Origin of the sequence: Pseudomonas asplenii (genome assembly GCF_001293465.1) — a bacterium.
GTDB lineage: Bacteria > Pseudomonadota > Gammaproteobacteria > Pseudomonadales > Pseudomonadaceae > Aquipseudomonas > Aquipseudomonas fuscovaginae_B.
Genome location: NZ_JSYZ01000015.1, coordinates 129,653 through 155,750, shown reverse-complemented (window position 1 = coordinate 155,750; position 26,098 = coordinate 129,653). Strand labels below are relative to the sequence as shown.

Annotated in this window: 22 protein-coding genes and 1 pseudogene; 20 read left to right on the top strand and 3 right to left on the bottom strand. The window is 65.5% G+C overall.

What is annotated here, in order from left to right; genetic code table 11:
* Positions 1-3: 3 nt before the first annotated feature.
* The 3 genes from PF66_RS19460 to PF66_RS19450 are packed head-to-tail and all read left to right on the top strand — an operon-like array spanning position 4 to position 2,169.
* Positions 4-432, top strand: coding sequence for a DUF2269 family protein (locus PF66_RS19460; RefSeq protein ID WP_054063569.1), 429 nt, complete (start codon positions 4-6; stop codon positions 430-432).
* Positions 433-448: 16 nt separating this feature from the next.
* Complete coding sequence (locus PF66_RS19455) at positions 449-1,705, top strand: SDR family oxidoreductase (protein WP_054063568.1); 1,257 nt, start codon at positions 449-451, stop codon at positions 1,703-1,705.
* Positions 1,702-2,169: a DUF2269 family protein gene (locus PF66_RS19450; protein ID WP_054063567.1), complete on the top strand. Its 468-nt coding sequence runs from the start codon at positions 1,702-1,704 to the stop codon at positions 2,167-2,169. The genes PF66_RS19455 and PF66_RS19450 overlap by 4 nt, the downstream gene beginning before the upstream one ends.
* A gap of 147 nt (positions 2,170-2,316) precedes the next feature.
* Here PF66_RS19450 and PF66_RS19445 read toward each other — a convergent pair whose 3' ends face one another.
* Positions 2,317-2,973, bottom strand: a complete 657-nt coding sequence (locus tag PF66_RS19445) for an HAD family hydrolase (RefSeq protein ID WP_054063566.1) — start codon at positions 2,971-2,973, stop codon at positions 2,317-2,319.
* A 143-nt stretch (positions 2,974-3,116) separates the two neighbouring features.
* Here PF66_RS19445 and PF66_RS19440 point away from each other — a divergent pair, with 143 nt between their 5' ends.
* Together PF66_RS19440 and ptsP are read left to right on the top strand one after the other, a co-directional pair.
* Positions 3,117-3,596 (top strand): RNA pyrophosphohydrolase, encoded by a 480-nt coding sequence (locus PF66_RS19440; protein WP_026145062.1) that lies wholly within the window; start codon positions 3,117-3,119, stop codon positions 3,594-3,596.
* 21 nt (positions 3,597-3,617) lie between these two features.
* Positions 3,618-5,891, top strand: a complete 2,274-nt coding sequence (gene ptsP / locus PF66_RS19435) for a phosphoenolpyruvate--protein phosphotransferase (protein WP_054058649.1) — start codon at positions 3,618-3,620, stop codon at positions 5,889-5,891.
* A 163-nt stretch (positions 5,892-6,054) separates the two neighbouring features.
* On the opposite strand, the gene PF66_RS19430 is transcribed toward ptsP, so the two are convergent.
* Positions 6,055-6,801 carry an NRDE family protein gene (locus PF66_RS19430; RefSeq protein ID WP_054063565.1) on the bottom strand — a complete coding sequence of 249 codons (747 nt, stop codon included), beginning with the start codon at positions 6,799-6,801 and terminating at the stop codon, positions 6,055-6,057.
* 109 nt (positions 6,802-6,910) lie between these two features.
* On the opposite strand from PF66_RS19430, the gene PF66_RS19425 reads away from it, so the two are divergent.
* The 3 genes from PF66_RS19425 to PF66_RS19415 all read left to right on the top strand — a co-directional run bounded on the left by PF66_RS19425 (position 6,911) and on the right by PF66_RS19415 (position 9,662).
* A complete protein-coding gene (locus PF66_RS19425) occupies positions 6,911-7,693 on the top strand; it encodes a sulfite exporter TauE/SafE family protein (RefSeq protein ID WP_054058651.1) in 783 nt (260 codons plus the stop codon).
* 127 nt (positions 7,694-7,820) lie between these two features.
* On the top strand, positions 7,821-8,642 hold the full coding sequence (gene lgt, locus PF66_RS19420) for a prolipoprotein diacylglyceryl transferase (RefSeq protein ID WP_054058652.1): 822 nt from the start codon (positions 7,821-7,823) through the stop codon (positions 8,640-8,642).
* A 48-nt stretch (positions 8,643-8,690) separates the two neighbouring features.
* A complete protein-coding gene (locus tag PF66_RS19415; protein ID WP_054063564.1) occupies positions 8,691-9,662 on the top strand; it encodes a thymidylate synthase in 972 nt (323 codons plus the stop codon).
* 125 nt (positions 9,663-9,787) lie between these two features.
* On the opposite strand, the gene cadR is transcribed toward PF66_RS19415, so the two are convergent.
* Positions 9,788-10,237: a Cd(II)/Pb(II)-responsive transcriptional regulator gene (gene cadR / locus PF66_RS19410; RefSeq protein ID WP_054063563.1), complete on the bottom strand. Its 450-nt coding sequence runs from the start codon at positions 10,235-10,237 to the stop codon at positions 9,788-9,790.
* An 85-nt stretch (positions 10,238-10,322) separates the two neighbouring features.
* On the opposite strand from cadR, the gene PF66_RS19400 reads away from it, so the two are divergent.
* The 12 genes and pseudogenes from PF66_RS19400 to PF66_RS19350 all read left to right on the top strand — a co-directional run bounded on the left by PF66_RS19400 (position 10,323) and on the right by PF66_RS19350 (position 26,094).
* Positions 10,323-12,761, top strand: coding sequence for a heavy metal translocating P-type ATPase (locus tag PF66_RS19400; RefSeq protein WP_425357906.1), 2,439 nt, complete (start codon positions 10,323-10,325; stop codon positions 12,759-12,761).
* 16 nt (positions 12,762-12,777) lie between these two features.
* Positions 12,778-13,641, top strand: coding sequence for a LysR family transcriptional regulator (locus PF66_RS19395; RefSeq protein ID WP_054058655.1), 864 nt, complete (start codon positions 12,778-12,780; stop codon positions 13,639-13,641).
* Positions 13,642-13,948: 307 nt separating this feature from the next.
* Complete coding sequence (locus PF66_RS19390) at positions 13,949-15,025, top strand: putative 2-aminoethylphosphonate ABC transporter ATP-binding protein (protein ID WP_054063561.1); 1,077 nt, start codon at positions 13,949-13,951, stop codon at positions 15,023-15,025.
* Between the two features lies 1 nt (position 15,026).
* Positions 15,027-16,747 (top strand): annotated as a pseudogene (locus PF66_RS19385) (putative 2-aminoethylphosphonate ABC transporter permease subunit).
* A gap of 41 nt (positions 16,748-16,788) precedes the next feature.
* A complete protein-coding gene (locus tag PF66_RS19380; RefSeq protein WP_054063560.1) occupies positions 16,789-17,811 on the top strand; it encodes a putative 2-aminoethylphosphonate ABC transporter substrate-binding protein in 1,023 nt (340 codons plus the stop codon).
* 158 nt (positions 17,812-17,969) lie between these two features.
* Positions 17,970-19,109: a TIGR03364 family FAD-dependent oxidoreductase gene (locus tag PF66_RS19375; protein ID WP_054063559.1), complete on the top strand. Its 1,140-nt coding sequence runs from the start codon at positions 17,970-17,972 to the stop codon at positions 19,107-19,109.
* Entirely contained in the window at positions 19,106-19,672 is a 567-nt protein-coding gene (locus PF66_RS19370) for a phosphonate degradation HD-domain oxygenase (RefSeq protein WP_054059378.1), read from the top strand. Before PF66_RS19375 ends, PF66_RS19370 begins: the two co-directional genes overlap by 4 nt.
* A gap of 228 nt (positions 19,673-19,900) precedes the next feature.
* The gene (locus PF66_RS33060; RefSeq protein ID WP_160319861.1) at positions 19,901-20,056 is read left to right on the top strand and encodes a hypothetical protein; all 156 of its coding nucleotides are present in this window, start codon (positions 19,901-19,903) and stop codon (positions 20,054-20,056) included.
* A gap of 224 nt (positions 20,057-20,280) precedes the next feature.
* The gene (locus PF66_RS19365) at positions 20,281-21,540 is read left to right on the top strand and encodes an HlyD family secretion protein (protein ID WP_241494404.1); all 1,260 of its coding nucleotides are present in this window, start codon (positions 20,281-20,283) and stop codon (positions 21,538-21,540) included.
* On the top strand, positions 21,537-23,702 hold the full coding sequence (locus PF66_RS19360) for a peptidase domain-containing ABC transporter (protein ID WP_054063558.1): 2,166 nt from the start codon (positions 21,537-21,539) through the stop codon (positions 23,700-23,702). Before PF66_RS19365 ends, PF66_RS19360 begins: the two co-directional genes overlap by 4 nt.
* On the top strand, positions 23,699-24,700 hold the full coding sequence (locus tag PF66_RS19355; protein WP_054063557.1) for a hypothetical protein: 1,002 nt from the start codon (positions 23,699-23,701) through the stop codon (positions 24,698-24,700). Before PF66_RS19360 ends, PF66_RS19355 begins: the two co-directional genes overlap by 4 nt.
* Positions 24,697-26,094, top strand: a complete 1,398-nt coding sequence (locus PF66_RS19350; protein ID WP_054063556.1) for an efflux transporter outer membrane subunit — start codon at positions 24,697-24,699, stop codon at positions 26,092-26,094. Before PF66_RS19355 ends, PF66_RS19350 begins: the two co-directional genes overlap by 4 nt.
* Positions 26,095-26,098: the final 4 nt, after the last annotated feature.

Below are 26,098 nucleotides of genomic sequence, written 5' to 3'. Positions count from 1 at the left end.
GAGATGGAAACCTTCACCGCCCTGAAAGTGCTGCACAGCACGGTTACGGTGCTGCTTCTGGGCAGCATGCTGGCCGTGGCCCTCTGGTTCTGGCGCGGGCGCCGGGCCGGCGACCTGGCAATCCCGGGGCGGATCCTGAAGATGCCCTGGGTACTGGCCTGGTGGCTGATGGCCCTGTGCCTGGTGGTGCAGCCGGTCAGCGGCTGGTGGCTGGTGCACCTGGGTGGTTTCCCGCTGGGCCAGACCTGGCTGCTCGGCTCCAGCGTGCTCTACACTTTCGGTTGCCTGGCCTGGGCCTGGCTCGTGGTGCGGCTCAATCGCCTGCGCCGGGGCGAGGCGGGCGGCCGTTGGAAATTCACGCTGACGCTGGCGATCTTCAGTACGCTGTGTTTCGTCGGGATCGCTGCCCTGATGGGCGCCAAACCGGTTTAGTCCGCCAGGGATCGTCATGAAAGTTCTTCTGGTGGGGGCCACGGGTTTCGTGGGTCGCCACCTGCTTGCCGCGCTGACCGCCAACGGTCATGAGGTGATCGCTACCAGCCGGCGTCGCCATTCCCGGGATTTGTCCGAAGTCGAGTGGCAGGTTCTCGATCTGGATCTGCTGGCCAGCGATCCCCAGCACTTCGTGATCCCCCCGGGCGTCGATCTGCTGATCAACGCGGCGGGCCTGATGAGTGTCGATCGCCAGGCCTTGCAGCGCACCCAGGATCGCGGCACGCGGGCGCTGTTCGACCTGGCGGCGGCGCGGGGGCTGCGGGTCCTGCATATTTCCGCGTTGGGCGCCGGCGAGCAGCCGGACGTGCCTTTCCTGGCCAGCAAGGCGGCAGCCGATGCCCACCTGATGGAACTGGGCGTATCCGCTGTGGTGTTGCGGCCGTCGTTGCTGGTGGGCGCGGGCGGGACGAGCAGTGGCTGGTTGACGCGCCTGTCGCCCTGGCCGCTGATTCCCCTGCTCGATCTTGAGGCCCGCTTGCAGCCGGTGCATATCGATGACTTGTCCGGTGCGGTGCTGGCGTTGTTGCGGCACTGGCCGTCTTCCTCGCGGGTGCTGCCGTTGGTCGGGCCGCAAGCCTTGACCCTGGCGCAACTGCTCGATCACTTGCGCGCGGCCCAGGGCTGGGCGCCGGCACGTTACCTGAGGATCCCCTCATGGCTGGCGACGGCAGGTGCCTGGTGTGGCGAGCGTCTGGGTTGGCTGGCGTGGAATCGCCAGTGCCTGCGCATGGCCCGGCGCGACAATGTCGCCGATCCCGAATTGCTGGGGGCGCTGTGCGGCTACCGGGCGGCGCTGTTGGCGACCCATCTGGTCGACTGGCCGAACGCCGCGCAAAGCGTCCAGGCGGCCCTGCGCCCGCTGATGCTGGCGGTGATGCTGCTGATCTGGTTCGGCACGGCCGCGGTCTGTCTGGGGCCGGGTTACGACTGGAGCCTGCGGATCATGGCCGAATCCGGCGTGACGGGCGAGGCTGCGCGTTTCGCCGTGTGGCTCGGTTCGTTGTGCGATGCCCTGCTCGGGTTGGGCATGCTGCTGCGGCGCTGGCGCCGCCGGGCGTTCCAGGCCCAGTTGCTGCTGATGGCCGGCTACACCCTGATCATCACCCTGGTGCTGCCGCACTACTGGTTTGACCCCTACGCTGCCGTCGCCAAGAACCTGGTGCTGATGGTCGCGACTCTCTGGCTGTTATGGACTGAACCGCGTCGATGAGCGCCTACCTGATACTCAAGACCCTGCATATCCTGTCTTCCACCATTCTCTTCGGCCTCGGCGCCGGCTCCGCCTATTACGCCTTGCGTGCCTGGCGTACCGGCAGGGTCGAGGTGATCGCCGTAACGTTCCGCCATCTGGTGTTCGCCGATTGGGCCTTCACCACCACCACGGCGGTGTTCCAGCCGTTGAGTGGCCTGGGGCTGGCGCACCTGGCGGGCTGGCCGCTGACCCAGGGCTGGCTGCTGTGGAGCATGGGCTTGTTCGTGCTGGCGGGGATCTGCTGGTTGCCGGTGGTGTGGCTGCAGATCCGCGTGCACCGGATGGCCGATCAGGCGTTGCGTGAAGGCTCGCCGATGCCGCTGAAGGCGCAAACGTATATGCGTTGGTGGTTTGCGCTGGGTTGGCCGGCGTTCCTGGCGTTCATGGCGATCTTCTACCTGATGGTGGCCAAGCCGGCCTGAGCGCCTTGTGGTGGTCTTGCGGGCCTCTTCGCGGGCAAGCCCTGCTCCTACAGATTCGAGGCGTACTGGCTCTTGTGTACGACACGGTCCTGTAGGAGCAGGGCTTGCCCGCGAAGAGGCCGCCAGGTCTTGCCTGGCTCCAGGGGGTCAGCCGCGCAGGCTGATCACCGGCCAGCCACGCCGCTCGGCCTCGGCCCGCAGGTTCGGGTCCGGGTCCACCGCGACCGGATTGCTCACCTGCTCCAGCAGTGGCAGGTCGTTCATCGAATCGCTGTAGAAGTAGCTGTCCTGCAGGCTGTGCCCGGTCTCGTCCAGCCAGCGGTTCAGGCGCGTCACCTTGCCTTCGCGGAAGCACGGCACGTCGGTGCTGCGCCCGGTGTAGCGGCCGTCGACCATTTCACACTCGGTGGCGATCAGGGTCTCGACGCCCAGGCGTGTGGCAATCGGTCCGGTCACGAAACGGTTGGTCGCGGTGATGATGACCAGCTTGTCGCCGGCATCGCGATGCCGGGCCAGCAGTTCCAGGGCCTTGGGCAGGACGATCGGCTCGATGCAGTCGCGCATGTAGTCGCGGTGCCATTCATCCAGTTGCGCCCTCTCGGTGCGACCGAGAATTTCCAGGCAGAAGTTCAGGTACTCGGCGTTGTCCAGCTTGCCGGCCAGGTAGTCCTGGTAGAACTCGTCGTTGCGGGTTTTGTAGGCCACCGGGTCGAGAATGCCCCGTTCGCACAGGTAATCGCCCCAGGCGTGGTCGCTGTCGCCGCCCAAAAGTGTGTTGTCCAAGTCGAATAAAGCCAGACGCATTGCAGTTACTCGCTGAAAAGCCTGTAAAAAGGCGATCAGAATACGGTCTTTTCACAAGAGTGCACATAAGGTATGGCGGTGCGTTGCTGCTTTCACAACCTTTGTGGAACAATGCGATGACATGCGTTTACGAGGTGGTTGCCGTGATCGACCCCGATGGTTTCCGTCCTAATGTCGGGATAATTCTGACGAATGATGCTGGTCAGGTCTTATGGGCCCGGCGCATCAATCAAGATGCATGGCAGTTTCCGCAAGGTGGGATCAATCCTGACGAGACGCCTGAAGAGGCCTTGTACCGCGAATTGAACGAAGAAGTCGGCCTTGAACGAGAGGATGTGCAAATTCTGGCCTGTACCCGGGGCTGGTTGCGCTATCGTTTGCCGCAACGTCTGGTGCGTACCCACAGCCAACCGCTGTGCATCGGCCAGAAGCAGAAATGGTTTCTCCTGCGCCTGCTGTCCAACGAACAGCGGGTGCGGATGGATCTGACCGGTAAACCGGAGTTCGATGGCTGGCGCTGGGTCAGCTATTGGTACCCGTTGGGCCAGGTGGTGACATTCAAGCGCGAGGTTTATCGTCGCGCGCTCAAAGAGCTTGCCCCGCGCCTTTTAACGCGCGACTGACACGGAGTTCGACCCCGAGCCATGCTCAATACGCTGCGCAAGATCGTCCAGGAAGTTAACTCCGCCAAGGATCTCAAGACGGCGTTGGGGATTATTGTCTTGCGCGTCAAAGAGGCCATGGGCAGCCAGGTCTGCTCGGTCTACTTGCTCGACCCCGAGACCAATCGCTTCGTACTGATGGCCACCGAAGGCCTGAACAAACGCTCCATCGGCAAGGTCAGCATGGCGCCGAACGAGGGCCTGGTCGGCCTGGTCGGCACGCGCGAGGAACCGCTGAACCTCGAAAATGCCGCCGATCACCCACGCTATCGCTACTTCGCCGAAACCGGCGAGGAGCGTTACGCGTCATTCCTCGGCGCGCCCATCATCCACCACCGTCGCGTCGTCGGCGTGTTGGTCATCCAGCAGAAGGAACGTCGCCAGTTCGACGAGGGCGAAGAAGCCTTCCTGGTGACCATGAGCGCCCAGTTGGCCGGGGTTATCGCCCATGCCGAGGCGACCGGCTCCATCCGTGGCCTGGGCCGTGAAGGCAAGGGCATCCAGGAAACCAAGTTCGTCGGCGTACCGGGTTCGCCTGGCGCGGCGGTCGGTACCGCGGTGGTCATGTTGCCGCCAGCGGACCTGGATGTGGTGCCGGACAAGGCCATCACCGATATCGACGCCGAGCTGGCGCTGTTCAAGACGGCCATCGAGGGCGTGCGCAACGACATGCGCACCCTGTCGGCCAAGCTGGCCACCCAGTTGCGGCCGGAAGAACGGGCGTTGTTCGACGTCTACCTGATGATGCTCGACGATGCCTCGCTGGGCAGCGAAGTCACCAACGTCATCAAGACGGGCCAGTGGGCCCAGGGCGCCTTGCGCCAGGTGGTCACCGATCACGTCAACCGCTTCGAACTGATGGATGACGACTACCTGCGCGAGCGCGCCTCGGACGTCAAGGACCTGGGTCGCCGCCTGCTGGCCTACCTGCAGTCCGAGCGCCAGCAGAACATGGTCTACCCGAAGAACACCATCCTGGTCAGTGAGGAACTGACCGCGACCATGCTCGGCGAGGTGCCGGAGGGCAACCTGGTCGGTCTGGTGTCGGTACTCGGTTCGGGTAACTCCCACGTTGCGATCCTGGCCCGGGCCATGGGCATCCCGACGGTGATGGGCCTGGTCGACCTGCCGTATTCCAAGGTCGATGGCATCGAGCTGATCGTCGATGGAGCCCGCGGCGAAGTCTTCACCAACCCCGGCGAGTTGCTGCGCAAGCAGTACGTCAGCGTGGTGGAGGAGGAGCGCCAGCTGTCCCAGGGCCTCGATGCCCTGCGCGAACTGCCTTGCGTGACCACCGATGGCCACCGCATGCCGCTGTGGGTCAACACCGGCCTGCTCGCCGACGTCGCCCGCGCGCAACAGCGTGGCGCGGAAGGCGTGGGCCTGTACCGCACCGAAGTGCCGTTCATGATCAACCAGCGCTTCCCGAGCGAGAAGGAACAGCTGGCGATCTACCGCGAGCAGCTTTCGGCGTTCCATCCGCAGCCGGTGACCATGCGCAGTCTGGACGTCGGCGGCGACAAGTCGCTGTCGTACTTCCCGATCGTCGAGGACAACCCGTTCCTCGGCTGGCGCGGCATTCGCGTGACCCTCGACCACCCGGAAATCTTCCTGGTGCAGACCCGGGCCATGCTCAAGGCCAGTGAAGGCCTGAACAACCTGCGCATCCTGCTGCCGATGATCTCCGGCACTCACGAGGTGGAAGAAGCACTGCATCTTATCCACAGGGCCTGGGGCGAAGTGCGCGACGAAGGCACTGACGTGCCGATGCCGCCGGTGGGGGTGATGGTCGAGATTCCGGCGGCGGTGTACCAGACCCGCGAACTGGCGCGTCAGGTGGATTTCCTCTCGGTCGGCTCCAACGACCTGACCCAGTACCTGCTGGCCGTCGACCGCAACAACCCACGGGTCGCCGACCTGTACGATTACCTGCACCCGGCGGTGCTGCAGGCCCTGCAGAACGTGGTGCGCGATGCCCATGCCGAAGGCAAGCCGGTGAGCATCTGCGGCGAGATGGCGGGCGATCCGGCGGCGGCGGTGCTGTTGATGGCGATGGGCTTCGACAGCCTGTCGATGAACGCCACCAACCTGCCGAAGGTGAAATGGATGCTGCGCCAGATCAGCCTGAGCAAGTCGCAGGAATTGCTGGCCCAGGTGATGACCATCGACAACCCGCAAGTTATCCACAGCACCCTGCAATTGGCCCTGAAGAACCTCGGGCTGGGGCGGATGGCCAATCCGGTGGTCAAGCACTGATCATCGGTAGGTGTGACGCGGAGCGTCACTGGCGGCATTCCCGCGCGGAGCGTGGGAACGATCAGTCTTCGCAACCCATCTCGATCATCCCCGCACTCCGTGGCCCGCTCCGATCCTGCCCACGCTCCGCGTGGGCAGGCATCTCGGGATACTCCGCGTCCCCTCAGACCGTCAACTCCACCTCGCCCAGATGCCCGCCATGGGGGCCGAAGCTGCGTTCGACCAGATGCCGCGTGCCATCAGCCCCAACGATCAGCGCCGTGCTCGCCCGCGTGCCGTAGCTGGGGCTGGCGATGAAAATGCTCGACAACAGGCTCTCGGTCGCCAGGCCCACGCCGGTATCCGGCAGTTCGACGAATGGCGCGATGGTCGGATCGGCCAGCAGGGTCAGCAGATTTTCCGGCGAGGGCCGTTCCAGTGCCTGCTCCAGTGCCCCCCTGGCCTTCAGCAGTTTCGGCCATGGCGTGTCGAGTCCGGCATTCGACAAGCCGTAGATCCCCTCCGGCAGTCGACGTGGCTGCCCTTCATGGGAATTGAAGTGCCAGAGTTCCTCGGCATCGCCCAGCAGCAGGTTGAAACCGGCGTACTCCGGTGATCGTGCGACGATATCCTGGAGATAATCGGCAATCGGGGTGTTTGCGCCGAGAAATCGCGCCACCAGCTCGCCTCGTGAGCGGCGTGCCGGCGGCTGATGCGGATTACGGATATTGGTCAGCGCGGCGAAGCGCCGCCGGGCGCCGACGCCCAGCCAGGTCCCGCCGGCTTCCAGGTCGCGTCCGGCGTAGACTTGCGGGTTTTCCGGCCACTGCCCCAGCGGCAGGCTCGGCCGGGCGTAGAACTCGTCGCGGTTGGCCGCAACGATCAGCGGCTGGGCATGGCCCGGGCGCCAGGCGAAGACAATCAGGCACATCAGGTGATCCCTCTGTGGTTTCCCACACTTTACGCAGGGTGCCGTTCGTCATCCAGTAGAGACGAGCGGCATGCATCCGTTACCATGCCGGACTTGTTTCGGGGGTTGCATGGAATTTCTGCTCTATTTGCTGCTGGGTGCCTGTGCGGGCGTACTGGCCGGGCTGTTCGGCGTCGGTGGCGGGATCATCATCGTCCCGGTGCTGGTGTTCAGCTTCACTCTGCAGGGGTTCGACAGTTCGATCCTGACGCACCTGGCGGTCGGCACTTCCCTGGCCACCATCATTTTCACGTCGATCAACACCATTCGCGGTCATCATCGGCGGGGCGCGGTACGCTGGCCGATCTTCGCCTGGATGGCCGTGGGTATCCTGCTCGGCTCGGGACTCGGGGCACTGACGGCCAAGGCGATTGCCGGGCCGAACCTGCAGAAGATCATCGGCGTTTTCGCCCTGATCGTCTCCGTGCAGATGGCACTGGACCTCAAGCCCAAAAGTCGTCGGGAGATTCCCGGCAAGGCCGGCCTGGGCCTGGCGGGTGTGGTGATCGGCTGGGCTTCGGCGATTTTCGGCATCGGTGGCGGTTCGCTGACCGTGCCGTTCCTGACCTGGCGCAGCCTGCCGATGCAGCAGGCGGTGGCGACCTCGTCGGCCTGTGGCCTGCCGATCGCCGTGGCCAGCGCCATCAGCTTCATGCTGCTGGGCTGGCATGACCCGTTGCTGCCGGAGCACAGCCTGGGCTTCATCTACCTGCCGGCCTTGCTCGGCATTGCCCTGACCAGTATGTTTTTTGCCCGCTTCGGTGTGCAACTGGCGCACAGGCTTTCGCCGTTGCTGCTCAAGCGACTGTTTGCCGGGCTATTGTTCTGTGTCGGGATGAAGTTCCTGATCTGAACCTCAGGCCCGGTTCAGCGGACCGGGCGCAATATTGGCTTAATCGCGGGTCTTCATCATGACCCGCTGGCCCGCTTGCCGCCTGGGTGAACGGGCCCCGAATTTTCTACTCTACCAAGGAGTCGCAATGCTGCCTTACCCGCAGATCGACCCGGTGGCCGTCGCCATCGGCCCGCTGAAAATCCACTGGTACGGCCTGATGTACCTGGTCGGCATTGGCGGTGCGTGGCTGCTGGCCTCCCGGCGCCTGAACCGTTTCGACCCGACCTGGACCAAGGAGAAACTCTCCGACATGGTGTTCTGGCTGGCCATGGGCGTGATCGTCGGCGGGCGCCTGGGTTACGTGCTGTTCTACGATCTGCCGGCCTACATTGCCAATCCGATGCTGATCTTCGAGGTCTGGAAGGGCGGCATGGCCTTCCATGGCGGCTTCATCGGCGTGATGCTGGCGGCCTGGTGGTTCGGCCGGCGTAACGGCAAGTCGTTCTTCGAACTGATGGACTTCGTCGCACCGATGGTCCCGATCGGCCTGGGCGCCGGGCGGATCGGCAACTTCATCAACGCCGAACTGTGGGGCAAGCCGAGCGACGTGCCGTGGGCGATGGTGTTCCCGCCGTTCAGCGACCCGGCGCAGTTGCCACGCCATCCGTCGCAGTTGTACCAGTTCGCCCTCGAGGGTGTGGCACTGTTCATCATCCTCTGGCTGTTCTCACGCAAGCCGCGGCCGACCATGGCGGTTTCCGGCATGTTCGCGTTGTTCTACGGGATCTTCCGTTTTATCGTCGAGTTCGTCCGGGTGCCGGATGCGCAGCTTGGCTATCTGGCATTCGGCTGGGTGACCATGGGGCAGATTCTCAGCCTGCCGATGATCATCGGTGGCCTGGCGCTTTTGTGGTTCGCCTATCGCCGCAACCCGACCACTCCGGCAACGAAAGACGCCGCGCTTTAAATTCGAATCGGGGCCCGCGGGCCCCGTATTCAAGGATGCAGGTAACTCATGAAGCAATATCTCGATCTGGTCGCCCATGTCATCAAGAACGGCACCAAGCAGGCCAACCGTACCGGTGTGAACACCATCAGCTTTCCCGGCGCGATGCTGCGTTACGACCTCAAGGAAGGTTTCCCGGCGATCACCACCCGCAAGCTGGCCTTCAAGTCCGCCATCGGCGAGATGTGCGGCTTTCTGCGCGGGGTGAACAACGCCGCCGAGTTCCGTGCGTTGGGTTGCAAGGTCTGGGACCAGAACGCCAACGAGAACGCCCAGTGGCTGGCCAACCCGTTCCGCCAGGGCGATGACGACCTCGGTGAGATCTACGGTGTGCAGTGGCGCAAGTGGCCGGCCTACAAGCAGATTCCGGCGAGCAATCGCGCGGCCATCGAGCAGACCCTGGCCCAGGGCTACCGGCAGATCGCCCAGGGCGAGGAGGACGGCCAGGCCTATGTGGTGCTGTACAAGGCGATCGACCAGGTACGCCAGTGCGTCGACACCATCATCAAGGACCCGGGCAGCCGGCGCATCCTGTTCCACGGCTGGAACTGCGCGCAACTGGATGAAATGGCCCTGCCGCCGTGCCACCTGCTGTACCAGTTCCACCCGAATGTCGAGACGAAGGAAATCTCCCTGACCCTCTATATCCGCTCCAATGACCTGGGTCTGGGCACGCCGTTCAACCTGACCGAGGGCGCGGCCCTGCTGAGCCTGATCGGCCGCCTGACCGGCTACACGCCGCGCTGGTTCACCTATTTCATCGGCGATGCCCATGTGTATGAAAACCACCTGGACATGCTCAACGAACAGCTCGCCCGCGAGCCGTTCCCGATGCCGAAGCTGGTGATTGCCGAGCGGGTGCCGGAGTTCGCCAGGACCGGCAAGTACGAGCCTGAATGGCTGGAGAAGGTCGAACCGAGCGACTTCAGCCTGGAAGGCTATCAGCACCATGCGCCCCTGACGGCGCCGATGGCGGTCTAAGCAGCGCCTGGCTTTGCGGCTGGCGCTCCCTGTTGTTCCTACGATGATCGTGCTTCAGGCAGATCCTGGGTGCGCCACGACACCGTGGGAACAGGATGTATCCGCGAAAGCGCCGGTGTGGGTGGTCAGTGCCCGTGACTCCTGCCCACATGTGAGTGCTCCACTTCGGTCGGCACCACGCTGCCGCTGACCTCCAGCCGCTGCAGGATCGCGCACTGCTCCGCCTCCGGCCCGCCGCCACAGCGCTGGCGCAGGTCCAGCAACTGGGCCTGCAACGCCAGGAGTCCGTCGATCCGCGCCTTGACGTGGTGGATGTGCTCGTCGACCAGCGCGTTCACGCTCTCGCACTGGTCCTGCGGACTGTCGCGCAGGCTCAGCAGGCTGCGGATCTCCTCCAGGGTCATGTCCAGGCTGCGGCAGTTGCGGATGAAGGTCAGGCGCTCGACATGAGCCTGGGTGTACAGGCGGTAGTTGCCTTCGCTGCGCGCCGGTTCCGGCAGCAGGTTTTCCTTCTCGTAGTAACGGATGGTTTCCACCTGGCAGTCGGTGAGTTTCGCCAGTTCGCCAATCTTCATCGCCGGATCTCCCAAAAGGGTGCTTGACCCTATAGTGGCTACAGGGTGTTCACTTGGCAACAGGCACCTTTCAGGGACGTATCCCATGAGCGACTCCATCCACACCCCGCGCCAGCCTGGCAACGACCACCCGCACACGCACGAGCACGGCGGCTCCTGCTGTTCGAGCACCTTCGAGCCCACCTCCGGCACTGGCCATCAGCATGCTGATCACGATCACGATCACGATCACGATCACGATCACGATCACGATCACGATCACGATCACGGCCATGCCGATAAACCGGCTCAGGGCGCCTGCAAGCCGCTGCAGCCAGTGAAAGCCGGCCATGCCCACGATCACGGCGGACATTCCCACAGCTGCTGTTCGGCCGCCGAAGCCCCGGCCCTGGTCACGCTCGGCAATGGCACCCGTGTCGATGGCCGCCTGAGCCGCTTCCGCATCGAAGCCATGGATTGCCCGACCGAACAGACGCTGATCCAGAACAAGCTGGGCAAGCTGGCGGGCATCCAGCAGTTGGAGTTCAACCTGATCAACCGGATTCTCGGCGTGACCCATGACCTGCCGTCGACCACCCCGATCGTCGAGGCGATCAAGTCTTTGGGCATGCAGGCCGAGCCACTGGAAGAGGGTGCGCACGAGCAGGCCGCCAGCCAGCCTCCGGCAAGGAAACCCTGGTGGCCGCTGGTGGTTTCCGGGGTGGGCGCCCTCGCTGCCGAAGTCATCCACTTCACCAACGCCGCGCCCACCTGGGTGGTGGCCATCGTCGCACTGGTCTCGATCTTCAGCGGCGGCCTGGGCACTTACAAGAAGGGCTGGATCGCCCTGAAGAACCGCAACCTGAACATCAATGCGCTGATGAGCATCGCCGTGACCGGCGCCGTACTGATCGGACAGTGGCCGGAAGCGGCGATGGTGATGTTCCTGTTCACCATTGCCGAGCTGATCGAGGCGCGTTCGCTGGACCGCGCGCGCAACGCCATCGGCGGCCTGATGCAGATGGCCCCGGAAACGGCCACGGTGCGCCAGGCGGAGGGCAACTGGGTGGAGGTCGAGGTCAAGCGCGTCGAACCCGGGGCTCTGGTGCGGGTCCGGCCCGGTGAGCGCATCGGCCTGGACGGTGAGGTGGTCTATGGGACTTCCAGTGTCGATCAGGCGCCGATCACCGGCGAAAGCCTGCCGGTCGAGAAGAATCCTGGCGACAAGGTGTTCGCCGGCACCATCAACCAGGCCGGTTCCCTGGACTATCGGGTAACGGCGGCAGCGGGCAATTCGACCCTGGCGCGGATCATCCATGCGGTGGAGCAGGCCCAGGGCGCGCGGGCACCGACCCAGCGTTTCGTCGACAGCTTCTCGAAGGTCTACACCCCGGCGGTATTCGCCCTGGCCCTGGCCGTGGCGGTGATTCCACCGCTGTTCATGGCGGGTGCCTGGTTCGACTGGATCTACCGGGCCTTGGTTCTGCTGGTGGTGGCCTGTCCTTGCGCCCTGGTGATCTCGACGCCGGTGAGCATCGTCAGCGGCCTCGCAGCGGCAGCGCGCAAGGGCATCCTGGTCAAGGGCGGAGTCTATCTGGAAAGCGGCCATCAACTCGACTATCTGGCGCTGGACAAGACCGGCACCATCACCCACGGCAAGCCGGTACTGACAGACTTCCTGCCGCTGCAAGCGCCGCACCGCGAGACGGCCCCGGCGATCGCCGCCAGCCTGGCGGCGCGCTCCGACCACCCGGTGTCCCTGGCGATCGCCCGCGATGCCCGGGACCGGCAGCTCGAACTGCGTGAGGTCGAGGCCTTCGAAGCCCTGGCCGGGCGTGGCGTCCGTGGCGACATTGGCGGCCAGCGCTATCACCTGGGCAACCATCGGCTGGTGGAGGAGCTGGGCCTGTGCTCACCGGCACTGGAGGAAAAACTCTTTGCCCTGGAAGAGCAGGGCAAGACGGTCGTGCTGTTGCTCGACCGCTCCGGCCCGCTGGCGTTGTTCGCCGTGGCCGACACGGTCAAGGACAGCAGCCGCGAAGCCATTCGTCAGTTGCACGAGCTGGGTATCAAGACCCTCATGCTCACGGGTGACAACCCGCACACGGCCAAGGCGATCGCCGCCCAGGTGGGCATCGACGAGGCCCGCGGCGACCTGTTGCCGACCGACAAGCTGCAGGCCATCGAGGCCTTGTACGCCAAGGGGCATCGGGTCGGCATGGTCGGTGACGGCATCAACGACGCGCCGGCGCTGGCCCGCGCCGAGATCGGTTTCGCCATGGCGGCGGCCGGCACCGATACCGCCATCGAAACCGCCGATGTCGCCCTGATGGACGACGATCTTCGCAAGATTCCTGCTTTCATTCGCCTGTCACGGCAGACTGCGGGTATCCTCAGGCAGAACATCGCCCTGGCGCTGGTCATCAAGGCGGTCTTTCTTGCGGTAACCTTCTTCGGTATGGCGACCATGTGGATGGCGGTGTTCGCCGACATGGGCGTCAGCCTGTTGGTGGTATTCAATGGCTTGCGCCTGTTGCGCAAATAGATGGTGAGAGTGTGATGTGCTGAGTGCGGAGCTGAAGGCGTTTTACATGGTCGCCCGCCTGGGCAGCATCACCCTGGCGGCGAAGAAACTCGGCCTCAGCCAGCCCACGGTCACCACTCAGATCCGTCACCTGGAGAGCCAGTACTCGGTCGAGCTGTTCTATCGCGGCGGCCGCCGACTGAGTGTCAGCGAGGACGGCGCGCGGCTGCTGCCGATGGTCAAGGCGCTGCTGCAGCAGGAGGCCGATATCGAGTTCTTCCTGCGCAACAGCGGCCAGGTGCAGGGCGCCTTGCGCATCGCCGCGACCGCGCCGTACTACATCCTCGATCTGGTGAAGGCGTTTCGCGAGCGCCTGCCCCAGGTCGAGGTGTCGATGGAGATCGGCAATTCCCAGCAGGTCCTGGAGGCGCTGGAGGAATACCGGGTCGATGTCGCCGCCTCGTCGCAACTGCTCGAGGACCCGCGGCTGATCCGCCGGGTGTTGGGCAGCGACCCGCTGGTGCTGGCGGTGCATCGCAATCATCCGCTGGCGATTCATGACCATGTGCCTTTGAGCGCGCTGGCCGGGTACTGCCTGCTGATGCGAGAGGCGGGTTCGACCACCCGGCAACTGACCGAAGAGCTGTTGCGCGAGGCACGGGTCAGTCATGGGCCGCTGCTGGAAATCGGCAGTCGCGAGTCGATCCGCGAGGCGGTGTTGCGCAACATCGGCATCAGCATCATTGCCCGCCAGGAGGTGCCCCATGACCCACAGTTGCGGGTGCTGACCATCGAGAACGCGCCGCAGATCCCGGAGTACCTGTATTGCCTCAAGGAGCGCAAGTCGGCGCGCCTGCCGGCGGCCTTCCTGGGCCTGGCGCAGGAGATGGCGCCGCTCTGACTGAGGGGCGCCGGAAACTGAGGGAGTCGGATTTATCCTCGAAAGGGCCAGCCCAGACACCCCATCACTATCCCATCGTTCCCTCGGTCCCCGTGGGCACACCTGCGAGGACGCTCGGCGTCCGCTCTTGTGACGCGGAGCGCCACGGGCTGCATACCCACGCAGAGCGTGGGAACGATCAAGATCTGCGTAGTCCTTATCCTACCCAAATCCACCAATACCACTATCGGCAGCTTTTGCCTTATTGCCACATGACGTACGCATTGGCTGCCTAGCATGACCTTCATCTGCTTGATGAGGTCTGTCCATGAACCACCCGATTGCCCACGCCCCGGTCAACCCCGGCGCCGCGCTGAAAGTCCGTGGTGTGCAGAAGCGCTTCGGCGCCTTTGCCGCACTGGAGAACGTCTCCCTCGACGTCGCCGCCGGCGAGCTGGTATGCCTGCTCGGGCCGTCGGGTTGCGGCAAGACCACTCTGCTGCGCTGCATCGCCGGCCTCGAGCGCCAGGACGATGGCGAGTTGTTCCTCGGCGAGCGCAATGTTTCCGAACTGCCGCCCCAGGCCCGTGACTACGGCATCCTGTTCCAGTCCTACGCGCTGTTCCCCAACCTGACCGTGGAGGCCAACATCGCCTACGGCCTGAGCGGCAGTAGCCGTGACCAAGTGCGTCAGCGTGTTGCGCAGATGCTCGAACTGGTCGGCCTGGCCGGCAGCGAGAAGAAGTATCCCGGCCAGCTCTCCGGCGGTCAGCAGCAGCGCGTGGCGCTGGCCCGCGCCCTGGCGCCGGCACCGTCGCTGTTGTTGCTCGACGAGCCGATGTCGGCCCTCGACGCCCGGGTGCGCGAGCACCTGTGCAGCGAGTTGCGCCAGCTGCAGCGCAGCCTCGGCGTGACCACGCTGATGGTCACCCACAATCAGGATGAGGCCATGCTGATGGCCGACCGCATCGCCGTGATGAACAACGGCAAGGTCGAGCAGTACGCCACGCCCCAGGACATCTACGACAGGCCGGCCACCCCGTTCGTCGCCGAGTTCGTCGGCCAGGGCAACTGGCTGCCGTTCCAGCAGCGCAGCACCCGGCATGCCCAGGTCGGCACCCTGCAATTGCGCCTGGCCGACGGGGCTCCGCGGGCCGGCTCCGGTCGGCTGTTCTGCCGCCCCGAGTCGATCAGCGTCAACCCGCCGGTGCATGAGGAAAACCTGTTCGCCGCGCGGGTGCGGGAAATCACCTTCCTCGGTAATCGCTGCCGCATGAGCTTCGAACTCAACGAACTGCCCGGCCATCCGCTGCTGGCCGAAGTCGGTCCGCAGGACATGCCGCGCCTGGGCTCGCCGGATATCTGGGTCGCGCTGCCCCCGCGCAGCCTCCAGGTGTTCGCCTGAGATGGCCGCGCCAATCGGCCTGGCGCTGCCGCGCCAATCGACCCCGGCGGCCAGGCGCGGCGACCTCGGGGATCGACTGTTCGTGGTCGGCGGCAAACTGCTCTGGCTCGGCCTGCTGGCTGTCGCGGTGCTGTTGCCGCTGCTGGCGATCTTCTGGCGCGGCTTCAGCAACGAGGCCGGGCAGGGCGGTGGCTGGCTCGCCGCGCGGGAGTTGCTGGGCAGCGACAACTTCCATTGGCTGCTGGGCAACAGCCTCAAGGTTTCCATCAGCGTCGCGGCGATCGTCGTACCGCTGGCCTACCTGTTCGCCTATGCCCTGCAACGCACGCTGATTCCCGGCAAGACCCTCTGGCGCGGCCTGTCGCTGCTGCCGCTGATGGCGCCCTCGATGCTGCCGGGGATCGCCCTGGTCTACCTGTTCGGCAACCAGGGCCTGCTACGCGGCCTGTTGGCGGACAACATCTACGGTTTCTGGGGCATCGTCCTCGGTGAAGTCATCTACACCTTTCCCCATGCGCTGATGATCCTGCTGTCGGCGCTGTCACTGGCCGATGCGCGGCTGTTCGACGCCGCTTCGAGCATGGGGGCCAGCCCATGGAAGGCCTACCGCAGCATCACCTGGCCGGCGACCCGGCAGGCGGTGTTTGCCGCCCTGTGCCTGGTGTTCACCCTGACCATCACCGACTTTGGCGTGCCGGTGGTGGTGGGTGGCGATTACCAGGTGCTGGCGCTGGAAGCCTACAAGGCGGTGGTCGGCCAGCAGCAGTTCGGGCGTGGCGCGCTGATCGGCATGATCCTGCTGCTACCGGCGCTGCTGAGCTTTGCCGTCGATACCTGGCTGCGACGGCGCCAGGGCGATGCCATGAGCGGTCGGGCCCAGGTGTTCCAGCCGTTGCGCAGCCCGGCGCGGGATTCGTGTTACCTGGTGATCGTGCTGTTGATCTGCGCCGCGCTGCTGCTGGTGTTCGGCATGGCGGTGTATTCGTCGCTGGTGAAATTCTGGCCGTACAACCTGTCGTTGTCCCTTAGCCACTACCGCTTTGACGAGACGGCGGGTGGTGGCTGGCCTATCGCAACAGCCTGACCCTGGCCCTGTGCACCGCGCTGATCGGTAGCGCGCTGATCTTCAGCGGTGCCTACCTGATGGAAAAGACCCGCGGCCAGCGCGGCCTGAACGTGGCCTTGCGCCTGCTCAGCTTCGTGCCGATGGCGGTGCCGGGCCTGGTCCTGGGGTTGGGCTACGTGTTCTTCTTCAACCTCGTCGGCAACCCGCTGCATGTCTTCTACGGGACCATGACCCTGCTGGTGGTATGCACCATCGCCCACTACCTGACCACCGCGCAGATGACCGCGACCACCGCCCTGCGCCAGCTCGACGGCGAGTTCGAGGCCGCCGCGCTGTCGCTCGGGACGCCGCTGTACCGGCACTACCTGCGGGTCACGCTGCCGATCTGCCTGCCGGCCGTGCTGGACATCATCCGCTACCTGTTCGTCTCGGCGATGACCACGGTGTCGGCGGCGATCTTCCTCTACAGCCCCGACACCATCCTCGCCGCGGTCGCCGTGCTGAACATGGACGACGCCGGCAACGTCGGCGGCGCGGCGGCCATGTCGACCCTGATCCTGTTCACCTCGGCGGGCGTGTCCCTGCTGCTGGCCTGGGCCTCGCGCGGCTTGCTGCGCCGTACCCAGGCCTGGCGGCAGAGCGTGCCCGGCCATTGATCCGTCCACCAGCCCAGCCCTACACCTCAAGGAACCGCATCATGTTCAAGCCATTAACTCTTGCCGCTGCCGTCCTCTCGCTGTTCAGTCTCAACGCCTTCGCGGCGAAGACCGAACTGACCGTCTATACCGCCCTTGAAGCCGAGCAGCTCAAGAGCTACAAGGACGCGTTCGAGAAGGCCAACCCGGATATCGGCATCAAGTGGGTGCGTGATTCCACCGGCATCATCACCGCCAAGCTGCTGGCCGAGAAGGCCCGGCCACAGGCCGATGCGGTGTGGGGCCTGGCCGCGTCGAGCCTGGCGACCCTCGACCAGCAGGGCATGCTGCAGAGCTATGCACCGAAGGACCTGGGCAAGATCGGCGACCACTACCGCGATCCGGCCAACCCGCCGGCCTGGGTCGGCATGGACGTCTGGGCCGCGACTATCTGCTTCAACACCGTCGAGGCGCAGAAGCAGCACCTGAACAAGCCGGTGAGCTGGCAGGACCTGACCAAACCCGAGTACAAGGGTAAGATCGTCATGCCCAACCCGGCCTCGTCCGGCACCGGTTTTCTCGATGTCAGCGCCTGGTTGCAGACCTTCGGCGAGAAGCAGGGCTGGCAGTACATGGATGACCTGCACCAGAACATCGGCCAGTACGTCCACTCCGGTTCCAAGCCCTGCAAACTGGCGGCGGCGGGTGAGTTCCCGATCGGCATTTCCTTCGAATACCCGGCCATTCAACTCAAGCGCCAGGGGGCGCCGCTGGACATCGTCCTGCCGAAGGAAGGCCTGGGTTGGGAGATCGAAGCGACGGCGGTGATCAAGGGCACTCCCCATGAAGAGGCCGCGAAGAAACTGGCCGACTTCTCCGCCAGCCCGGCGGCCATGGCGCTGTACAAGGAAAACTTCGCCGTGCTGGCCCAGCCGGGGATCGCCAGGCCACAGACCGAGTTGCCGGCCGACTACGAACAGCGCCTGATCAGGAACGACTTCGCCTGGGCCTCGAAGCACCGCGACGAGATCCTGGCCGAATGGCGCAAGCGCTATGACGGCAAGTCGGAGAAGGTTGCCCAGTAAGTCCCTGGCCGAGCCCGAACCTTCGATCGTTCCCGCGCTCCGCGTGGGAACGCCTCTCTGGACGCTCGGCGTCCGCTCTTGTGACGCACAGCGTCACGGGCTGCATTCCCACGCGGAGCGTGGGAGCGATCAACCTGGCCATTGCTTCAGGACCCTTCATGACCTATCACAGCGACATCCTCATCGTCGGCGCCGGTATCCTCGGCCTGTCCCACGCCTATGCCGCCGCCCGCCGCGGCCTCAAGGTCCGGGTCTTCGAGCGCAGCGCCACGCCCCTGGGCGCGTCGATCCGCAATTTCGGCCAGGCGTTGGTCACCGGCCAGCCGCCAGGCGTCATGCTCGACCTGGCCCGCGCCAGCCGCGAGATCTGGGGCCACTGGTCGCAGCACGCCGGTTTCGAACTCAAGCGCAACGGCAGCTACCTGTTCGCCCGCAGCGAAGCCGAGGAACACCTGCTGGAAGCCTTCTGCGCCGGCCGGGCCCGCGAGCACGGCTACCGGGTGAAACTGTTGCAGGGGCGGGCCCTGGCCGACCTGCACGGCGGCCAGTTCAGCCATCATCGCGCCGCCCTGCACGGCCTGGATGACCAGCAACTGTATTCCCGCGAGGCGATCCCGACGCTGATCGACTACCTGCGTCGCGAGCTGGGCGTCGAATTCCACTTCTCGACCCTGATCCGCGAGGTCGAGTCCGGCCAGTTGCACAGCACCGCGGGAACCTTCCGCGGCACGCAGATCGTGGTCTGTTCGGGCCACGACTACCAGACCCTGCTGGCCGAGTCGCTGGCGACCCTGCAGCCGAGCATCTGCCGCCTGCAGATGCTCCGCGCCCGCCCGTTGCCCAGCGGTTTGGACCTGCAACACGCCGTGCTGACCGGTCTCAGTTGCGTGCACTACGGCGCCTTCGCCGATCTGCCGGAAGCGGCGGCGATCCGGGCGCAGATCCAGCACGAAAGCCCGCACCTGCAGGAGCACGGCATCCACCTGCTGATCAGCCCGACACCCCATGGCGAGTTGATCATCGGCGATTCCCATCACTACGGCAGCGATCCGTCGCCGTTCAATGCCGAAAAGGTGGATAACTGGATGCTGGAACTGGCCGAGCACACCCTCGGTTGCAAGGTCCAGGTGCTCGAGCGCTGGCAGGGCGTCTACGGTGCCAAGGGGCCGGGCCCGTTCTCGTTCCTGCAGGCCGCGCCCGGCGTGCACGCGGCGCTGATGCACACCGGTGTCGGCATGAGCGTCGGCCCGGCCATGGCCGAGGCCAATATCGCCACCTTGCTGGGAGAGAGCCGATGAGCCGGGTCGAACAGGTGCTGGACGAGGTCTTCGGCCTCTACCGGCAGTTCGGCAGCGCCGACTACATCGGCGAGCCGGTTTCGCAACTGGAGCACATGTCCCAGGCCGCACAGCGGGCGATGGCCGAAGGCTGCGACGACGAAGTGGTACTGGCGGCGTTCTTCCACGACATCGGGCATATCTGCCCACGGCCGACGGCGGCGGACCGGAGCATGGGCGGCTATGGCATCGCCAGCCACGAACGCCTGGGCGCGGACTATCTGCGTCGTGCCGGGTTCAGCGAGCGGCTGGCGCGGTTGGTGGAGTATCACGTACAGGCCAAGCGTTATCTGACCCTGGTCGAGCCCGGGTACTACGAGCGTCTGAGCCAGGCCAGTCGGCGAACGCTGGAGTACCAGGGTGGGATGATGACCCTGCAGGAGGCCACCGACTTCGCGCAGGACCCCCTGTGCGACTTGAGCCTGCGCATGCGTCAGTGGGATGAACAGGCCAAGCTCGAAGGCGTGCCTGTGCTGGATCTGCAAATCCTGCGGGCCAAGGCGGCCAGTCTGCTGGGACTGTAGGGCTTTGCCTTGCTTCCTACTTGGATGGAAGATGTGTCTGTAGGTATGTGTAGGTCTTTGCTCTGTTAGATGGTTGAACCTTCGGATATCCCGCCGCAGTCGCCTCGCTGAAAATGTGCCCATGGCCTGCCAAGGTTCCAGACCCGCGGGCCTTGCGGTATTCGGGCAGGCAGGAGGCCTTTCCTGTCGCCCCATGCCGCCTCATTCTCAAACAAGTCGAGGTTACTCATGAGCAATACTCAAACTGAAGATGTCACCGTGCAGGAAATGACCCTTGAGCAGACGGAGGAGGTTCGTGGTTCGGGTCTTCTCGCGGAGCTCGGCTTGTTGATCGATGTGGCCTATGAGTCGTTCAAGGGAGTCACGGAGAAATACAGCAACTGAGCAAGCCTGTCTTGGGCATCGCCGAATGATCGAGGCTTGGCTCCTGAACGGGGCGGATGAAGATTGACTGGCCGTTCGGTCGCCAGCGATCCCTACCGCTCCTTGTGTCACCCCCTACGTCACGGCACCACGGCTTTTGGCAGTGGGCCAGGCCCGGTTCTGTACTGGGCCTTGCCGTTCTTTCTGACGCGGCCGCATGCGCCGCGATCCGCACGGGTCCTGTCATGCTTGAGTTGGGAAAGGTGGCGCCCCGGGGAGCCTTAGCGCCACTGCTGTTCGCCTGGTTGGTCGCGGTGTTCTTCATGGCCGCCATCACGTTGCTGCTGCTGGGCAACTATGCGCGCAAGGAGGATGTGCCGGGGAGGGTGCAGACCCGCGATGTGGTGCGTATCACCAGCGAACGACCGGCCCATATCCGCGAGGTGCTGGTGCAGGCCGGCGAGTCGGTGAGCAAGGATCAGCCGCTGGTGCGCATCCGCGCCCTGGAGCCGGAAAACCTCGATGAAGACGGCACCCGGCCCATGTCCCGGCAGAGTGCGGAGCGCCTGGACAACCTGCTGCGGGACGTCGCCCGCGACGAGACCCGGGCGCGCGAATCCCATCAGGCCGGCCAGCGCTCGTTGCAGTTGCAGATCGCGCAACTGCACAAGGATCTGCAACTGACGGCAACCATCAAGCGCTCGATCCAGCGGCGCGTGCGCATCGCCCTGGACAACCAGCAGCGCCACGAGCGCCTGAGTGCCGAGGGTGCGGTGTCCGCAGCGGCACTGAACGAGGCGATCGTGCGGCACGAGGCGGCGATCCAGGACCTGGCCAACAACGACCTCGCCCGGGCCAGCGCCCGTCAGCGCATACTGGAACTGGAGCAGCGTGCCCAGGAGGCCGAGCACGAGCTGACACGCCGGCTCAGCGAACTGGCCCGCCAGCGCCATGAATTCAGCGAACGCCTGGAAGCCTTGGGCAAGAGCCAGGAGTACGTACTGTTGTCCCCGGTCGACGGCGTGGTCGATGCCGTTTCGGTGTTCCCCGGCGCGCGCGCCCAGGGCGGCCAGCCGATGATGCTGCTGCGCATCGCCGGTGGGGCGCAGGAGGCCCCCCGGGTGCTGTTGTCGGTGAGCCCGGCGGCGATCGGTTTCGCTACCGCCGGCACCGAGGTCATCGTCAGGGTCGATGCCTTTCCTTATGCCCGCTATGGTGTGATCCGCGGGCATATCGTTCACAGCAGTGCCAGTACCTATCTGGAGCCCGCACCCGGTGCCGGTGGCGAGGATCGTGACCCGGGGCCGGCCTACCTGGCCGAGGTGCAACTGGACTTCAGCGACCCGCGTACCCGTATCCATCGCGAGTGGCTCAAGGACGGCATGACCCTCAGCGGCTCGTTGCGCCTGGAACGGCTCAGCCTGATGCAGTGGCTGTTCCTGCCGGTGCTGCGCGGGTTTGAAGGCAACCCGGATTACCTGCGTCAAGCGGACAAGGCGGCATGAGCCGCTTCACCCAGGTGCTGCGTGATGCCCTGGCCCGTGCGCGGCATGGCTGGCGTGGGCGGGTCCCGGTGATTTTCCAGGATGAAATATCCGAATGCGGCCTGGCCTCCATCGCCATGGTCGCCGGTTATCACGGCAAGGCCCTGAGCCTGAGGCAACTGCGTCGGGACTATCGGGTCGCCCGGGATGGCATGTCGCTGTTCCAGATGATCAGGGTCGGCGAGGCGCTGGGCTTCGCCTGTCGCCCCCTCAGGCTCCCGCTCAAGGGGCTCCGGCAGTTGCGCACGCCCTCGATCCTGTTCTGGCACAACATGCACTTCGTGGTGCTGCAGTCGGCTGGCGCCAAGGGCGTACACATCGTCGACCCGGCGGTGGGGCGGCGTTTCTACCGCTGGGAGGAGGCGTTGTCGATGTTCAGTGGCGTCGCCCTGGAGATGGTCCCCGGCCTGGCCTTCACCACGCGGATCGAGGCCCGTCCGCCGGCGGTGTTCGGTGTCGCCGGGGTGTTGTCCCGCAACCCCTGGCTGTGGCGCTACCTGCTGCCCATGGGACTGTTGTCGGTGCTCGGCTATCTGGGAGCGATCGCCGCGCCGAAGTTGTTCTCGCTGACGGTGGACGAGGTGGTGACGAAGAACGACCAGGACCTGCTGTTCCTGATCCTCTACGTGTTCGGCGGGATATTCCTGTTCAAGACGGTCGCCGCCTGGTTGCGGGCGGTGCTCGACACCCGCCTGCGCATCGCCCTGAGTCAGGACCTCTCCACCGGGGTGATCGCCTGGCTGCTGCGGCTGCCGGCCAGTTACTTCGAGCGCCGTGCGGCGGGCGATATCCTGCGGCGTACCCAGGCGACCGACAAGGTTTTCCTGACCTTCACCGCCGGCTGGATGGACATTGCCATCGACCTGGCGTTCGGCTTGGCCTTCCTGCTGCTGATGGGGCTGGTCAATGTGCAACTGGCGTTGCTGTCGCTGTTGTTGTGCCTGCTGTTCTTCATGGTACGCGGCCTGACCCTGCCGATGATGGAGCGCGACCACCAGCGCTCCATCGAAGCCGAGACGGCGCGCAACGTGACCCTGTTGGGGACCCTCGACTGCATCGAGTCGGTCAAGCTCTACAACCAGGAAGCGGTACGCCTGGCGAACTGGAGCAACCAGCACACCGACACCGAGATCGCCCGGGCCAGCGTCCAACGCCTGCAGGCGATGAACCAGGTGGTGCACGAGGGTCTTTCCCATGGGCACTCGCTGCTGGTCAGCGCTCTGGGCGCACTGGCGGTGCTCAACGGCGAGAACAGCGTCGGCGACCTGTTCGCCTTCGTGCTCTACAAGGACATGTTCATGGGCTGCGCGCTGAAGGTGGTCGACCGCTATATGGGGCTGCGCCTGGTGACGGTGGAGCTGCGGCGGATCGACGATATCGTCGACGAGGCGGCCGAACCGACCGAGTCCAGCGTCTACAGCGCAGGCCCCCTGGAGTCGGGCCAGGCCCTGCGCAGGGTTCGCCTGGACGACGCGTGCTTTCGCTACAGCTCGTTCGACCGGCCGACCTTCGAGCACCTGCATTTTCAACTGGCGGGGGCTGCCCGGCGGATCGCCATCTTCGGCCCTTCGGGCTGCGGCAAGAGCACCCTGCTCAAGGTACTGGCCGGGTTCTATCCGCTGGATGCCGGGCAACTGCGCATCAATGGCCTGAGCCTGCGCCAGTTCGGCCTGCGGCGCTATCGCCGATGTGTGGCCTATGTCACGGCCCATGACGAGATCATTGCCGGCTCGGTACTGGAGAACATCGTCATGGACAGCGACGGCAGCGACGCCGCGCACCTGAAGGCTTGCGTCGAACAGGCCGGGCTGCTCGACAGTATCCTCGGCCTGAGCAATGGCTTCAACACCCTGGTCGGGAGCATGGGGGTGCAATTGTCGTCCGGGCAGAAACAGCGCCTGCTGATTGCCCGGGCACTCTATCGGCGGCCGGAGCTGTTGCTGCTCGACGAACCCACCTCGCATCTGGACCCCGGCGCCCGGGATGTGATCATCGAGACCATCCGCCGTTTGCCGATGTTGTGCGTGATCGTGACCCATGACCGTGCGGTGGCCCTGGCCTGCGACCAGATCTGGCTGATGCGCCAGGGCAGCCTGCGGCCCCTGGGCAGGCGTCGGACATGACGCAATGGCGGTCGCGTTGGTCGATGCGCGGTTGGTTGCTGTGGCTGGGCCTGCGCAGGCGCTTGCGCGAAGCGCTGCTCAGGGGGGCTGCCCGTTGCCTGGGACGATGGGGCGTGCGCATGGGCTTGCCGGTCGTTCCGGCACTGCTGGCGCGGCTGCCGGTGGCCTGGCGGGGGCCCGCCTACCCGCGCAGCCTGCAGAACCTGGCCCTGTTCGGGCTGGAGCCGGACGAATGCCGGGAGCGGGCCTGTCGCCACAGTGCGATCAGGCTGCAATGTGCGCTGGTGGAGCACCTGTACCCGCGTCATCGGCCGGTTCGGTTGCGGGCGTGGATTCGTTCGATCGCCTGGGTCGATCCCCATGGGCTCTGGGCGCGCTCGGCTCCGTTGCTGGTGCTGGCCCATACCGGCGAATACTGGATGGCGGTGGCCTGCCTGGTGGAGCGTCACGCCGAGGCGACGCGGTTCGTCATTCCCATCTGGAATTTCAACGACGAACTCACCCGCTCATCGCTCAAGAGCCTGGAGGCCTTCGGGCACCAGGTGGATATTCTCGACAGCCGGGCCCCGGGCACGGCGCTGGCGCTGGCCCGGGCGATCCGCCGCGGCGACCGGGTGATCATCTTCGCCGACCTGCCGGTGAGCATGGGAGGCCTGCGCAGCGGCGAGCCGACCGGGGGCCACCTGTTCGGGCGCGCGGCGCAGTTCGTCAAGGGGCCGATGTTCCTCGCCGCGAAGCTGGGTTGCGATGTGCTGTTGGCGGGGCATCGGGTGCAGTTGGGCGGACCGGGGCAGTTGCACCTGATCGAATGGGTTGCCAGTGCGCCGGCGGCACAGATGCAGGTGTCGTGGGCCAGGGCGATCGAGCGCTTTCTGCTGGAGTCACCGCAAGACTGGTTCTACCTGTCACGCATGGAGGCATTTTTCCAGCGGCAGCAGGGCCCGGCGCAAAGGCTGGCGAGCCTGCCCGCCGAACTGCTTCGGCGTGGTTCCCGGTGAATATCGGCAGAGCACTGCTGGCGGCCTGGGTCGTGGGGCTGGCTGGCTGCTCGCTGGTCCCCGAGCAGGAGCCACCCGTATTGCCGGTGGCCGAGCGCTGGCGGGAGTCTACGGATGACGAGGCGCAGTTGCCGCCGTGGCGGGTGATGTTCGCCGATGTCGAGTTGCAGGGGCTGATCGAGCAGGCCCTGGAGCATAACCGCGAGGTGCGTCTGGCGGTGTTGCGTGTCGATGAGGCGCGGGCGCTGCACGGTGTGGCCCGGGCCGATCAGTGGCCGGCACTGGGCATCAATGCGGGGACGCAGAGGCGTGGTGTTTCGGCGCTCGATTCGCCCAGCGGTCAGTCGCTGGTGCGCGAGCAGGGGCATTTCCGGCTTGGGCTCACGGCCTTCGAGCTGGATCTGTGGGGGCGGGTCCGGGCCCTGCGCGAGGCGGCCGGCCAGCGTCTGGCGGCCAGCCGGGAAGATGTCCTGAGTGCCCAGCTCGGCCTGGTGGGCGAGGTGGCGGCGGCGTTTTACGAATACCTGGCCCACGTCGAGTTGGGCGGACAGAGCCAGGCGTCCCTGGAGCAGGCCCGGGCCGCAGCGCGTCTGATCGGTCGTCGCCAGGCGCTGGGCCTGGCGAACGAACTGGAGCTGCGCCAGGCCGATGCGTTGGTGCTGAGCCTGGAGGCCGAGCTGGCCCAGACCCAACGGGAGCTGAGCCTGTCGCTGAACAGGCTGGAGCTTTTGGTGGGTGCGGCCGTCGATGGCGACCGGCTGGCGGGCCGGGCGGGCGATACGTCATCGATGCTGAGTGAAGTCGCGCCGGGGCTGCCCTCGGATCTGTTGCTGCGGCGCCCCGATATTCGTGCCGCCGAGGCCCGCCTGCGGGCGTTCAATGCGCATATCGGCGCGGCCCGCGCGGCCTTTCTGCCGAGTATCAGCCTGACCGGGCTGTTCGGCCTGAGCAGTCCACAACTGGGCCAGCTGTTTTCCGGTCAGGCCCGGGAGTGGTCGTTCAGCCCGCAGCTGGATCTGCCGCTCTTCGACATGGGGCGACGCTTTTCCCAGCTTGATCTTTCCCGGGCCCAGCGCGAGATTGCCCTCGTCGAGTATCAGCGGGTGATCCAGCAGGCGTTTCGCGAGGTCGCCGATGCTCTGGGTTCGAATCGCCCGCTGGCGGCCCGGCTCGCTGCGCAGCAACGTCTGGTGGACAACGAGGCGCGGCGGGCCGAGCTGGCGCAACGGCTCTACGAAGGCGGGTTGAGCAGTTATCTCGAAGTACTGGACGCCCGGCGCGGCTTGAACAGCGCGCGGCAGACGCTGGTCCGCGTGCGCCTGTCGCAGACCACCAACCGCATCGCCCTGTATAAGAGCCTGGGGGGTGGCTGGCCGTCGGTGGCGCCCGAGTGAGCCG